The organism is Phytobacter sp. V69 (assembly GCF_965644215.1).
GTDB lineage: Bacteria > Pseudomonadota > Gammaproteobacteria > Enterobacterales > Enterobacteriaceae > Phytobacter.
This window is the reverse complement of sequence record NZ_CBFFRL010000018.1, coordinates 27,993-41,010: the sequence shown is the minus strand read 5'-3', so window position 1 is coordinate 41,010 and position 13,018 is coordinate 27,993. Positions and strand designations below refer to the sequence as shown.

The 13,018-nt window shown below is 52.9% G+C and carries 14 protein-coding genes; 10 read left to right on the top strand and 4 right to left on the bottom strand.

The annotated features are described in order from the left end of the window. The first annotated feature begins 100 nt into the window (after positions 1-100). The 9 genes from ACSZPU_RS04425 to ldtE all read left to right on the top strand — a co-directional run bounded on the left by ACSZPU_RS04425 (position 101) and on the right by ldtE (position 8,252). A complete protein-coding gene (locus tag ACSZPU_RS04425) occupies positions 101-538 on the top strand; it encodes a hypothetical protein (protein WP_498995875.1) in 438 nt (145 codons plus the stop codon). 94 nt (positions 539-632) lie between these two features. After that, positions 633-1,235 (top strand): histidine phosphatase family protein, encoded by a 603-nt coding sequence (locus tag ACSZPU_RS04420; protein WP_498995874.1) that lies wholly within the window; start codon positions 633-635, stop codon positions 1,233-1,235. 387 nt (positions 1,236-1,622) lie between these two features. Continuing rightward, positions 1,623-1,991 carry a Fe-S cluster assembly scaffold SufA gene (sufA, locus tag ACSZPU_RS04415; RefSeq protein ID WP_498995872.1) on the top strand — a complete coding sequence of 123 codons (369 nt, stop codon included), beginning with the start codon at positions 1,623-1,625 and terminating at the stop codon, positions 1,989-1,991. Between the two features lie 8 nt (positions 1,992-1,999). Continuing rightward, positions 2,000-3,484 carry a Fe-S cluster assembly protein SufB gene (gene sufB / locus ACSZPU_RS04410; RefSeq protein WP_498995869.1) on the top strand — a complete coding sequence of 495 codons (1,485 nt, stop codon included), beginning with the start codon at positions 2,000-2,002 and terminating at the stop codon, positions 3,482-3,484. A 16-nt stretch (positions 3,485-3,500) separates the two neighbouring features. Beyond that, positions 3,501-4,247, top strand: a complete 747-nt coding sequence (sufC, locus tag ACSZPU_RS04405) for a Fe-S cluster assembly ATPase SufC (protein ID WP_498995868.1) — start codon at positions 3,501-3,503, stop codon at positions 4,245-4,247. Then, positions 4,222-5,493, top strand: a complete 1,272-nt coding sequence (sufD, locus tag ACSZPU_RS04400; protein WP_498995867.1) for a Fe-S cluster assembly protein SufD — start codon at positions 4,222-4,224, stop codon at positions 5,491-5,493. The genes sufC and sufD overlap by 26 nt, the downstream gene beginning before the upstream one ends. Further along, positions 5,490-6,710, top strand: coding sequence for a cysteine desulfurase SufS (sufS, locus tag ACSZPU_RS04395; protein WP_498995865.1), 1,221 nt, complete (start codon positions 5,490-5,492; stop codon positions 6,708-6,710). The genes sufD and sufS overlap by 4 nt, the downstream gene beginning before the upstream one ends. Before the next feature lie 13 nt (positions 6,711-6,723). Further along, the gene (gene sufE, locus ACSZPU_RS04390; protein ID WP_498995864.1) at positions 6,724-7,140 is read left to right on the top strand and encodes a cysteine desulfuration protein SufE; all 417 of its coding nucleotides are present in this window, start codon (positions 6,724-6,726) and stop codon (positions 7,138-7,140) included. Positions 7,141-7,235: 95 nt separating this feature from the next. Further along, entirely contained in the window at positions 7,236-8,252 is a 1,017-nt protein-coding gene (gene ldtE, locus ACSZPU_RS04385) for a L,D-transpeptidase LdtE (RefSeq protein ID WP_498995862.1), read from the top strand. A 67-nt stretch (positions 8,253-8,319) separates the two neighbouring features. Here ldtE and ACSZPU_RS04380 read toward each other — a convergent pair whose 3' ends face one another. The 4 genes from ACSZPU_RS04380 to ACSZPU_RS04365 form a co-directional block, all read right to left on the bottom strand. Beyond that, on the bottom strand, positions 8,320-8,556 hold the full coding sequence (locus tag ACSZPU_RS04380) for a major outer membrane lipoprotein (protein ID WP_007374746.1): 237 nt from the start codon (positions 8,554-8,556) through the stop codon (positions 8,320-8,322). A gap of 307 nt (positions 8,557-8,863) precedes the next feature. Next, entirely contained in the window at positions 8,864-10,276 is a 1,413-nt protein-coding gene (pykF, locus tag ACSZPU_RS04375) for a pyruvate kinase PykF (protein ID WP_498995858.1), read from the bottom strand. Positions 10,277-10,290: 14 nt separating this feature from the next. Then, complete coding sequence (gene ynhH / locus ACSZPU_RS04370; protein WP_498995856.1) at positions 10,291-10,515, bottom strand: protein YnhH; 225 nt, start codon at positions 10,513-10,515, stop codon at positions 10,291-10,293. Positions 10,516-10,771: 256 nt separating this feature from the next. Continuing rightward, positions 10,772-11,563: an inositol monophosphatase family protein gene (locus tag ACSZPU_RS04365; protein ID WP_498995854.1), complete on the bottom strand. Its 792-nt coding sequence runs from the start codon at positions 11,561-11,563 to the stop codon at positions 10,772-10,774. A 315-nt stretch (positions 11,564-11,878) separates the two neighbouring features. Between ACSZPU_RS04365 and ACSZPU_RS04360 the strand changes: the two genes are divergently transcribed. Beyond that, the gene (locus ACSZPU_RS04360) at positions 11,879-12,934 is read left to right on the top strand and encodes an NAD(P)-dependent alcohol dehydrogenase (protein WP_498995852.1); all 1,056 of its coding nucleotides are present in this window, start codon (positions 11,879-11,881) and stop codon (positions 12,932-12,934) included. Positions 12,935-13,018 lie beyond the last annotated feature (84 nt).

The following is a 13,018-nucleotide window of genomic DNA, read 5'->3' as shown; positions in this document are numbered from 1 at the left end:
ACTTATCGGTAGTTAACCCTTCCTCCTACACTCTCCACAATCATGTCCGAGCGTTGCACTTATTATCTGAATTCGCGCTGTATGGAATCTATTGATAACTGTGTCTGATTATTTCACGGCGCAGTGCGTTAACCTATTGATATCAAAATCGACACATAATCGCCCATACTCAGACCGGGAGCACGATATTGATGCCTGTCCTGCTATCTCCCGGAACGCTGTGTGCTATTTTAACGTACAAGTTAGCAACGTGCTGATGGGGGCAAAAATAGATGTTTATGTCTTTTACTACAACGATTCCACCGCGAAGATCTTCGCTAAAAACGATCTTACAGCCGACGATATCCAGCAGCTAAAGCAAGGTGGTTTTAAAAAATACCCAACCGAATTTACTGCTGAAAATAAGCAGGTGGCGATTGCACAACTTAACGCAAATAGCGAAGAAAACCTGGAAAACTTGAAAGAGTATTCCGGCGATATTCTTTTTTCTAATGTGATAGAAGCGTCGACATATTTACTGCGTTCATTGATTAAATAACGGCTATGAAAAAGCACAGAATCATCAATTGGTATGACGGTAAATCTTGTTGCTTGTCTGCGACCTCGCTACCTATATCTATGCGACATATGCAATGAAAATCTATCTTGTCCTACACGGTGAAACGCTGTGGAACGTTGAAAACAGATTTCAGGGACATCTGGACAGCCCGGTCACCGGGCGAGGGATAAATCAGATAGCTGCGTTGTGTCGGGATCTGGCGGACAAATCCATTGTGCGTATTGTGGCGTCACCGCTCGGCAGGGCGGTGGCGTCCGCCGGGCAAATCGCGAGCAGCTTAGGTTGCCCGCTCTATCTTGAGCCTGCGTTTGCCGAACGCCATTTTGGTTATCTGGAAGGCAAACGTATGGCCGAACTCACCCAGAAAGAGCGCTTAGAGGCCGAGGAGGTTTTCTCTGGCAGTACGGAGATCTCCCCACAGCATGGCAAAGCATTACGGGACGCCACTTGTAGAGTGATGACTGCTTTGTCAGGCTTATCGGTTAACCACGGTAATATCTGTGTCGTTTCCCACGGCCACGTCATCCAGGCGGTGATCGCTGCGCTGATGGACGCTGATTTGCGGAATTTTGAACGCTATTCCCATTTAAATGGCGGGTATTCGATTCTGGAATGTACGGGCAAGACATTAACCATAGAGAAATGGGGGATTTCAACCCATCTCTTATCCCGATAAATACGATGGCATAACGAGCGGGGGCAGACAGAGGAAACGCGACGTATCTCTTTGAAAGGTCGTTTTGTGACGCAGTTAACTTTTTGATATCAGGAAACGTTTTCGAAGAATCATTTTTTTGCATTCCTATCTCAAAAATAGGCATTGCCTATACATCTTTTACTTACGCACCTCATCTCCGTACCCGGTCATAAATAGCCATTATTTATCAAATCATTAAACTATTTTTTACTTATCTGTAAAGCCTTCGCACAGGGTCTATGCTTATACCATGTGCTTAAAAAACGGGCAGTACACGAATAACCCTTCGGAATAGAGGTTGAAGTGATAATCATTATCACTAACATAGTGTTATGTCCTTCGGGATTTATTACGTGAGGTAGACCAATGGAATCGCAATCAGAAACGTTCGATCCGGCCGATTTTGCCTGGCGCGGACTAACGATGACACCTGCTGCTGCGGAACATATTCGCGCGCTAACCAGTAAGCAACCCGAGCTGCTGGGCGTCCGGCTGGGCATTAAACAAACCGGCTGCGCTGGCTTTGGCTACGTGCTGGGCACGGTAACCGAGCCGGAAAAAGGCGACCTGCTTTTTGAAAATGATGGCGCACGCCTGTATGTGCCGCTTGAGGCTATGCCGTTTATCGACGGCACTGAAGTGGACTATGTGCGCGAAGGTTTAAACCAATTATTCAAATTCCATAACCCGAAAGCCCAGAACGAATGCGGCTGCGGCGAAAGCTTTGGGGTATAGGCGGTACTATGTCTCGTAATACTGAAGCAACTGACGATGTCAAAACCTGGACCGGAAACCTCAATTATAAAGAGGGGTTCTTCACCCAACTGACCACCGACGAAATCGCGAAGGGCATTAATGAAGATGTCGTGCGCGCGATTTCGGCCAAACGTAACGAGCCGGAATGGATGCTGGAATTTCGCCTGAGCGCCTTCCGCGCCTGGCTTGAAATGGAAGAGCCACACTGGCTGAAAGCCCATTACGCGAAGCTCGACTATCAAGATTACAGCTACTATTCCGCGCCGTCCTGCGGTAGCTGTGATGACACCTGCGCCTCGCAGCCGGGAGCCGTGCAACAAACCGGCGCAAATGCGTTTCTGACCAACGAAGTGGAAGAGGCATTCAACCAGTTGGGCGTGCCGGTGCGTGAAGGGCGTGAAGTGGCGGTCGATGCCATTTTTGACTCCGTGTCCGTTGCCACCACCTACCGGGAAAAACTCTCCGAACAGGGCATTATTTTTTGCTCGTTTGGCGAAGCGATCCACGATCATCCGGAGCTGGTGAAGAAATACCTGGGCACCGTCGTTCCCTCTAACGACAACTTTTTTGCGGCGCTGAACGCGGCGGTCGCCTCTGACGGCACCTTTATCTACATCCCGAAAGGGGTGCGTTGTCCGATGGAACTGTCGACCTATTTCCGTATCAACGCCGAAAAAACCGGGCAGTTTGAGCGCACCATTCTGGTGGCGGATGAAGGCAGCTATGTCAGCTACATCGAAGGGTGTTCTGCTCCCGTGCGCGAAAGCTACCAATTGCATGCGGCGGTGGTGGAAGTCATCATCCATCGAGATGCGGAAGTGAAGTACTCCACCGTGCAGAACTGGTTCCCGGGTGATAACAACACCGGCGGGATCCTCAACTTCGTGACCAAGCGTGCGCTGTGCGAAGGCGAGAACAGCAAAATGTCCTGGACCCAGTCGGAGACCGGTTCGGCAATTACCTGGAAATACCCTAGCTGTATTCTGCGTGGCGATAACTCCATCGGCGAGTTCTTCTCCGTAGCGCTGACCAGCGGCCACCAGCAGGCGGACACCGGCACCAAGATGATCCACATCGGCAAGAACACCAAATCGACCATTATCTCGAAAGGGATCTCTGCCGGGCACAGCCAGAACAGCTATCGCGGGCTGGTGAAAATCATGCCGAGCGCCACCAACGCGCGTAACTTTACCCAATGTGACTCCATGCTGATTGGCCCGGATTGCGGTGCGCATACTTTCCCGTATGTCGAGTGTCGCAACAACAGCGCGCAGCTGGAGCATGAGGCGACCACCTCGCGTATCGGTGAAGATCAGCTGTTCTACTGTCTGCAGCGCGGTATCAGTGAAGACGATGCGATTTCAATGATCGTTAATGGATTCTGTAAAGACGTGTTCTCCGAGCTGCCGCTGGAGTTTGCCGTTGAAGCACAAAAATTGCTGGCTATTAGTCTTGAACACAGCGTCGGTTAAGAATTAAGGAACAAACATGTTAAGTATTAAAGACCTGCAGGTAAGCGTTGAAGATAAAGAGATTCTGCGTGGCCTGAGCCTGGACGTGCGTCCGGGTGAAGTGCACGCGATTATGGGGCCGAACGGTTCCGGTAAAAGTACGCTATCTGCGACGCTGGCAGGACGTGAAGACTATGAAGTCACCGGTGGCAGCGTGGAGTACAAAGGCAAAGATTTGCTGGAGCTCTCCCCGGAAGACAGAGCCGGGGAAGGGGTGTTTATGGCCTTCCAGTATTCGGTCGAGATCCCCGGCGTCAGCAATCAGTTCTTCCTGCAAACTGCCCTCAATGCCGTGCGCAAATACCGTGAGCAGGATGAACTCGACCGCTTTGATTTGCAGGATCTGATGGAAGACAAAATCAAACTGCTGAAAATGCCGGAAGACCTGCTGACGCGTTCGGTTAACGTGGGCTTCTCCGGTGGTGAGAAGAAGCGTAACGACATTCTGCAGATGGCAGTGCTGGAACCGGACCTGTGCATCCTGGATGAAACCGACTCCGGGCTGGATATTGATGCGCTCAAGATTGTTGCCGAAGGCGTCAATGCGCTGCGCGACGAGAAGCGCTCTTTCATCATTGTGACCCACTATCAGCGAATCCTGGATTACATCAAGCCGGACTATGTCCACGTGCTGTATCAGGGGCGCATTGTGAAATCCGGTGATTTCACGCTGGTTAAGCAACTGGAGGAGCAAGGTTATGGCTGGCTTACAGAACAGCAGTAACGCGCTGCAACAGTGGCATCACCTGTTTGAACAACATGGCGGGGCACGCTCTGAGCAGGCACAGCAGCATCTGCAAAACATGCTGCGTTTAGGCTTGCCGACGCGCAAACACGAAAACTGGAAATACACTCCGCTCGACGGCTTGCTGAACAGCGAGTTCGTCACCACGGCGGGCGTGCTGAGCGCGCAAGAGTGTGATGCTCTGGCGTTGCCAGTGGATGCGCTGCGCCTGGTATTTGTCGATGGCTATTACAACGCGACGCTGAGCGACGATATCGCCGGTTCCGGTTTTACTGTGACCATTAACGACGACCGCCAGACGCTGCTGGCCCCGGTACAGCCGGAGGTGTTTTTACACTTAACCGAAAGCCTGGCGCAAAGCATTACTCACATCAGCGTCGGCCGTAATCAACGAGCGACAAAACCGTTGCTGCTGATGCATATCACTCAGGGGCTGGCCGGGTCAGAGATGAACACCGCCCATTATCGGCATCACATCTCGCTGGCCGAAGGGGCCGAAGCGACACTTTACGAACACTATGTCAGCCTGAATGCCCATCGCCATTTCACCGGCGCGCGGCTGACCATGGACGTGGCGGCCAATGCCCGGTTACAGCATGTCAAACTGGCGTTTGAAAACCCGGAAAGCTACCACTTTGCGCACAACGACATTCGTCTGGGCGCGGATGCAGCGGCGCACAGCCACAGCTTCCTGCTGGGTGGTGCCGTATTGCGCCACAACACCAGCACCCAGCTTAACGGGGAAAATACCACGCTGGGGATGAACAGCCTGGTGATGCCGGTGAAATCGGAAGTGTGCGATACCCGGACATGGCTTGAGCACAACAAAGGCTATTGCAACAGCCGCCAGCTGCATAAAACCATTGTCAGCGACAAAGGGCGCGCGGTATTCAACGGCCTGATTAATGTTGCGCAACACGCCATCAAGACCGATGGCCAGATGACCAACAACAACCTGCTGCTGGGACGGCTGGCAGAAGTGGACACCAAGCCGCAGTTGGAAATCTATGCTGATGATGTGAAATGTAGCCATGGTGCAACGATCGGGCGCATTGACGACGAACAGATGTTTTATCTGCGCTCGCGCGGTATCGACCAGCAGGCAGCGCAAAAGATGATCATTTATGCCTTCGCGGCTGAGGTTACCGAAGCCATCAGCGACGAAGCGCTCAGGCAGCAGGTGCTGGCACGTATTGGCCAACGCCTTGCGGGAGGCTTAGCATGAGTTTTTCCGTTCACAGCGTACGCGCCGATTTTCCGGTCCTGACGCGTGAAGTTAACGGATTGCCGCTGGCGTATCTGGACAGCGCCGCCAGCGCGCAAAAACCGAATCAGGTTATCGATGCCGAGGCGGAATTTTATCGCCACGGTTATGCGGCGGTGCACCGTGGGATCCATACCCTGAGCGCCGAAGCAACGCAGCGCATGGAACATGTCCGCACGCAGGTCGCTGGCTTCCTGAACGCCCGCACGCCGGAAGAATTGGTGTTCGTACGTGGCACGACCGAAGGCATCAATCTGGTGGCTAACAGCTGGGGTAACAGCCAGGTGCAGGCGGGTGACAACATCATCATCAGCGCCATGGAACACCACGCGAATATCGTTCCGTGGCAGATGCTGTGTGAGCGCGTTGGTGCCGAGCTGCGCGTCATTCCGCTTAACACTGACGGCACGCTGCAGCTTGATGCCCTACCAGGGCTGTTTGACGCGCGTACGCGCCTGTTGGCGGTCACCCAGGTCTCTAACGTGCTGGGAACGGAAAACCCGGTAGCGGAGATGATCGCGTTAGCTCATCAGCATGGTGCGAAGGTGCTGATTGATGGTGCGCAGGCCATCATGCATCACACCGTTGACGTGCAGGCGCTGGATTGCGATTTCTATGTCTTCTCCGGTCATAAGCTCTATGGGCCGACAGGGATTGGCGTGCTCTATGCCAGGGAGGACATCCTGCAGGCTATGCCGCCGTGGGAAGGTGGGGGCTCAATGATTGCCACCGTGAGCCTGACCGAAGGAACCACCTATGCTAAAGCGCCGTGGCGTTTTGAGGCGGGCACGCCCAACACAGGGGGGATTATCGGCCTGGGTGCGGCTATCGATTACGTCAGCGGGCTGGGGCTGGATGCAATTGCGCAGTATGAACAGACGTTGATGCACTATGCCCTGAACGCGCTGGCGGAAGTGCCGGATTTAACGCTTTATGGTCCACAGGACCGTCTGGGGGTTGTTGCTTTTAATCTGGGTAAACACCATGCCTACGATGTGGGAAGTTTCCTCGATAACTACGGTGTGGCCGTACGCACAGGACACCATTGCGCAATGCCGCTGATGGCGTTTTATAATGTGCCGGCAATGTGCCGTGCATCGCTGGTGATGTACAACACGGAAGAAGAGGTGGATCGTCTGGTGGCTGGCCTGAAACGTATTCATCAGTTGCTGGGCTAACAGAGAGGCAAACATGGCCGTTTTACCCGACAGAGACAAGCTGCTGCGCAATTTTGGGCGCTGCGCCAACTGGGAAGAGAAATATCTATACATTATTGAACTGGGGCAGCGCTTGCCCGCGCTCGGTGACGAGGCGCACAACCCGGATAACATCATTCAGGGTTGTCAGAGCCAGGTGTGGATTGTGATGCGCCGAAATGACGATGGCGTGATGGAACTGGCAGGCGACAGCGATGCGGCTATCGTCAAAGGACTTATTGCTATTGTGTTTATTCTTTATCAGCAGATGACCGCTCAGGACATTGTGGCGTTCGATGTGCGCCCGTGGTTTGAAAAGATGTCCCTGACTCAGCACCTTACCCCTTCTCGTTCTCAGGGGCTGGAAGCGATGATTCGCGCAATTCGCTCCAAAGCCGCCAACATTAGCTAAACTAAATAGACAGCTTTCATCCTGTTACGCGAGGTGCATCCGTGCCTCGCTGGTTATTCAGCTTTCGGCCTTTGCCGTGATACAGGACATTCAGCATGAAACGCGCGTCTACTATTACACTGTCTCTTATTGGCGCTTTTAGCGCTATCCAGATGGCCTGGGCCGTGGATTATCCGCTCCCGCCGGTCGGAAGTCGTCTTATCGGTCAAAACCAAACTTACACCGTTCAGGAGAGCGATAAAAATCTGCAGGCCATTGCCCGTCATTTTGACACGGCGGCAATGCTGATTATTGAAGCCAACAACACTATCGCACCGGTTCCCAGAGCTGGTACGGTCGTCACGATCCCATCGCAAATGCTGCTGCCGGATACGCCACGGGACGGAATCGTGGTCAATCTCGCCGAGTTGCGGCTTTACTACTACCCACCGGGCAAAGACATCGTGCAGGTCTTTCCGCTGGGGATTGGTCAGCAGGGGCTGGAAACGCCGGTGACCACCACGCGCGTTAGCCAGAAGATCCCCAATCCCACCTGGACACCTACCGCAGGCATCCGTGCGCGTTCTCTGGCGCAAGGTATTGAATTGCCCGCTGTCGTACCCGCCGGGCCAAATAACCCACTGGGGCGCTTTGCACTGCGTCTGGGAATAGGGAATGGCGAATACCTCATCCACGGTACCAGCGCACCTGACAGCGTCGGGCTACGCGTGAGCTCCGGGTGTATACGTATGAACGCAGCAGACATCCAGTCGCTCTTCTCGCAGGTGAATACCGGTACGCGGGTGACCATCCTCGACGAGCCGGTCAAATACGCCGTAGAACCCGACGGACGCCATTATATTGAGGTGCACCGACCGCTGTCGCAAAACGTTGATGAGAACACGCAGACGCTGCCTATCGCATTCTCAACGACTCTGGCGAGTACCATTGAGCAAGGGGGTGGCGACAGGGCGCTTATCGACAAGGCGCTGTACCGTCGCGCGGGTTATCCCGTGACGATCCCGGTGGGGAAAAGCGGGAAGGTAACAACGGAAAGCGTGCTGTCAGTGCAGAACCGTGACGCAGGGGCAGATGTGAATACGGAAGAGGTGGGGAAGACTGTGACGCAGTAAGAACAGAGAAGGTAAATCGCAGGCAAAAAAATGGCGCACAGTGTGCGCCATTTCATCACAGGTACTCTTACTTACGGTAAGAATGAGCCTGGTTGTCCAGACGCTGGTTAGCGCGAGCTGCGTCGTCTTTAGCAGCCTGAACGTCGGAACGGATTGCGTTCACGTCGTTGCTCAGCTGGTCAACTTTAGCGTTCAGAGTCTGAACGTCAGAAGACAGCTGATCGATTTTAGCGTTGCTGGAGCAACCAGCCAGCAGAGTAGAACCCAGGATTACCGCGCCCAGTACCAGTTTAGTACGATTCATTATAAATACCCTCTAGATTGAGTTAATCTCCATGTAGCGTTACAAGTATTACACAAAGTTTTTTAGGTTGAGAATATTTTTTTGATGGGAATCCACTTAAATTTGATCGTTCGCTCAAAGAAACACCTACTTTGAATAAAACGTTAAAAAAAGTGTGATAAAACAGCAAGCTTCCATCGGATTCATCTTAGATAATAAGCAGTTTAAATAGTGAAATCCGATTTGCTTTTTTATTCGCAGTGACTTAGAGATATATAAAAAAAGCGCCCGAGGGCGCTTTTTTAAACGAATATTCGTCCGGGTATTATTACAGGACGTGTACAGATGCCGTGTTGGTGGTGCCGCTGGAGACCAGAGCGCCAGAAACCATGACCACAACGTCGCCTTTCTGTGCCAGACCGCTCTGTACGGCCAGCTCTTTGCCCAGACGGTAGAAGTCGTCAGTAGAGGCGATTTCTTCAACAAGCTGCGCCACAACGCCTTTGCTCAGTACCAGCTGACGTGCAGTCGTTTCGTTGGTGGTCAGTGCCAGGATGGTGGCATCCGGGAAGTATTTACGTACTGCACGCGCAGATTTACCGCCCTGGGTTGCAACCACGATCAGCGGCGCATCCAGTTTCTCAGCAGTTTCTACCGCACCACGGCAAACCGCTTCGGTGATACGCAGTTTACGGCTGTCGTTGTTGAAATCCAGACGGCTGGTCATCACGCGGTCGGTACGTTCGCAGATGGTCGCCATGATGGTCACAGCTTCCAGCGGGTATTTACCTTTTGCGGATTCACCAGACAGCATCACTGCGTCGGTACCGTCGAGGATGGCGTTCGCAACGTCGCCTGCTTCCGCACGGGTCGGACGCGGGTTTTTGATCATGGAGTCCAGCATCTGGGTCGCAGTGATAACCACTTTACGCGCGCGGATACATTTCTCGATCATCATCTTCTGCGCGAAGATCACTTCTTCAACCGGAATTTCAACGCCCAGGTCACCACGCGCAACCATGATGCCGTCAGACGCTTCGAGGATTTCGTCGAAGTTGTTCAGGCCTTCCTGGTTTTCGATTTTGGAGATGATCTGGATGCTTTCGCCGCCGTGCGCTTTCAGGTGCTGGCGAATTTCTTCAACGTCAGAACGCTTACGGATGAAGGAGGCAGCAACAAAGTCAACGCCTTGTTCGCAGCCGAAGATCAGGTCTTGCTTGTCTTTTTCAGCCAGGGCTGGCAGTGCGATGGAAACGCCCGGCAGGTTAACGCCTTTGTTTTCGCCCAGGTCGCCGTTGTTCAGCACTTTACAGATAACTTTGTTACCTTCGATGGCAGTCACTTCCATGCCGATCAGACCATCGTCGACCAGAACGGTGTTGCCAACCTGCAGATCGCTGGTGAAGCCTTCGTAAGTTACAGCAACGGTTTCGGTGTTGCCGACAACGGTTTTGTCAGTGGTGAAGGTGAAAGTCTGACCTGCTTTCAGCGCAACGTCATTCCCGCCTTCCAGTTTGATGGTGCGGATTTCCGGACCTTTGGTGTCCAGCAGAATCGCCGCTTTTTTACCGGTTTTGCTCATCACGTTGCGCAGGTTCTGGATGCGCTGGCCGTGTTCAGCATAGTCACCGTGAGAGAAGTTCAAACGCATAACGTTCATGCCTGCGTCCAGCATTTTGGTCAACATCTCTTCGGATTCGGTTTTCGGACCGATGGTGCAAACAATTTTGGTCTTTTTCATGACAGTCTTAGTCTTTAAGTTGAGAAGGATATGGAAATCACGCTCCGGTTAGCGCGGGGCTTCGGAGTCAAACCTGTATTACGAAAGTTGCGATGCCACTGCCTAATGATAGGTGACATCAAAAAAGCGTGCAGAGTAATGTGTGCCTGTGTTTCAGCCCAGCCGGGTAAGTCGTAATGTAATGGTTGAGTTTTACAGTTCAATGAGCTGAAACCATTCAAGAGAGAATAGAATGCCATTATACGACGAAAAAAGAGCAAAAGGAAAATGAAAACACTGTTTCAAAAGTCATCTGGGCAGTTTCACAACGAAGTGTTATCAACGTGTTAAGTTCTCACAAAATTGAATTTGCCTGGTTGACGTCAAAGTAAAACCTTTGCCCACATAAAGGCAAAGGTTTAGGGGGAAATACTGGGAAAATAGCGGGCGATTTGCGCCAACAGATTTGAAACAAAAATTTTTTTATTTGCTGTCGCCGAATTTAGCTTAACCGATTTAGCTATTTAGCAATTGTAACGCCTGCGCATGGACCTCAGGGCAACCCGCCGCCAGGATTGTTCCTCCTGCCTCCGGGCGACCGCCGCTCAGGGTTGTCACAACGCCACCCGCCTGCTCAATAATAGGAATTAACGCCACAATATCATAGGGTTGTAGCGAATATTCCAGACACAGGTCAATCTGTCCGGCCGCCAGCATTGCCATGGCATAGCACTCACCGCCGTAGCGGGTCATCAGCGCGGCATCGTCTAACGCAGCAAAATTGACGTCCGGGAAGCGGGGGATCGGTTCGGGTGAGGTGATATGCAAAATCGCCTGATCCAGGGGAATGCCTTTGCGGGTGTTGAGCCGTGCGCTGCCCTGTGGACCGCTGCGCCAGGCCTGCTTGCCATCCGCCCAGAAACGTTCTCCGGTAAACGGCTGGCTCATCATGCCCAGATGCCCTCGGCCTTCAACGGTCAGACCAATGAGCGTTCCCCATACCGGAATACCGCACAGAAAAGGGCGGGTGCCATCAACCGGATCCAGCACCCATTGCAGTGGCCCGGATCCGCTAATCCCGAATTCTTCACCCATAATGGAATGGTCAGGGTAGCGGGCGTTGATGATGGCGCGAATGGCTCGCTCGGCTTCACGGTCCGCATCGGTCACCGGGTCGAAGCGATAACCTTCTTTCGGTTTTGTATCCACGTGCAGATTCAGCTGCGAGCTAAAACGCGGCAACGTCTGTTTATCTGCTGCATCAGCCAGTTCGTGCAAAAAAGCGATATCGGGTACAGCGTGGTTCATGATTCAGCCCTCGTTAATGAGAATACCGTAAATCTTCCATGTGCTCGTTATTGCTCGATTGTGCATTTTTATTGGCTTTTCTTCAAATTTATTGCCTGTGAAAGTTGCGCAAACAATAAAATCATGAGGTTGCTAGTATGAAATGAACATGAACGAGCGCGCCGGTCTCTTAGCATCACCCATTGCCGGATGACAGAAAGTGCAAAGCGCCGGACAAACAGGCAGTGGATACTCAACGGCACCACACGTAATGGTCGTGTGAACCGTCGCAGGACAACCCATCGGGCAATCATGCCAGAACTAGGAGTAATAACGATGACTATAAAAGTACTTGGCTATGCCGCGCAATCCAGTAAAGCACCGCTCGCGCCACACTATTTCGAGCGCCGCGAGCCCAGAGCGGATGATGTGATTATCGATATTCTGTATTGCGGCGTTTGCCACTCGGACTTACATCAGGCGCGCAACGACTGGGGCTTCAGCCAGTATCCGCTGGTGCCGGGGCATGAGATTGTTGGTCGCGTCACTCGCGTGGGGCCGAAAGTCAGCAAGTTCAAAGCCGGAGATTTAGTGGGGATCGGCTGCATGGTGGATTCCTGTCGTGAGTGTTCATCCTGTAAGCAGGGGCTCGAGCAATATTGCGAAGAAGGCAACATTCAGACCTATAACGGGGTTGACCGCCACGACCATCTGCCGACCTACGGCGGGTACTCACGCTCCATTACCTGCAGTGAAGATTTTGTGTTGCGCATTCCGGAGAATCTGGATGTGCAGGCCGTTGCGCCGTTGCTATGCGCGGGCATTACCACCTGGTCACCGCTGCGCTGTTGGGGTGTGAAAGCCGGCAGCAAGGTCGCGGTGATTGGGCTGGGTGGGCTGGGGCATATGGCGCTGAAACTGGCGCATGCGATGGGGGCGGACGTTACGCTGTTCACCCGTTCGCCGGGCAAAGAGGCGGATGCGCGTCAACTGGGGGCGCAACACGTGGTGCTGTCTACAGATCCACAGCAGATGGACGCCGTGAAGGGGCAGTTTGAGCTTATTATCGACACCGTACCCTACGCTCATGACATCAACCCCTATATGCCGACGCTGACCCTGGACGGCACGCTGGTGTTCGTTGGCCTGCTGGGGGATATCGAACCTGCGGTCAGCACGCTGCCGATGATTCTTGGACGTCGCTCTGTATCCGGTTCGTGTATCGGCGGCATTGCCGAAACCCAGGAGATGCTCGATTTTTGCGGTGAGCACAACATCACGGCGGATTCAGAAGTGATCCGCATGGATCAGATCAACGATGCTTTCGAGCGTCTGTTGAAAAGCGATGTGAAATACCGCTTTGTGATCGATATGCAGACGCTAACAGCCTGAGTCAACGCATACAACGGCAGGGGTATCCTGCCGTTTCTCATTAATGCACCGGGTAAGTTGACATCTGCGTCGCGAGGACAAATT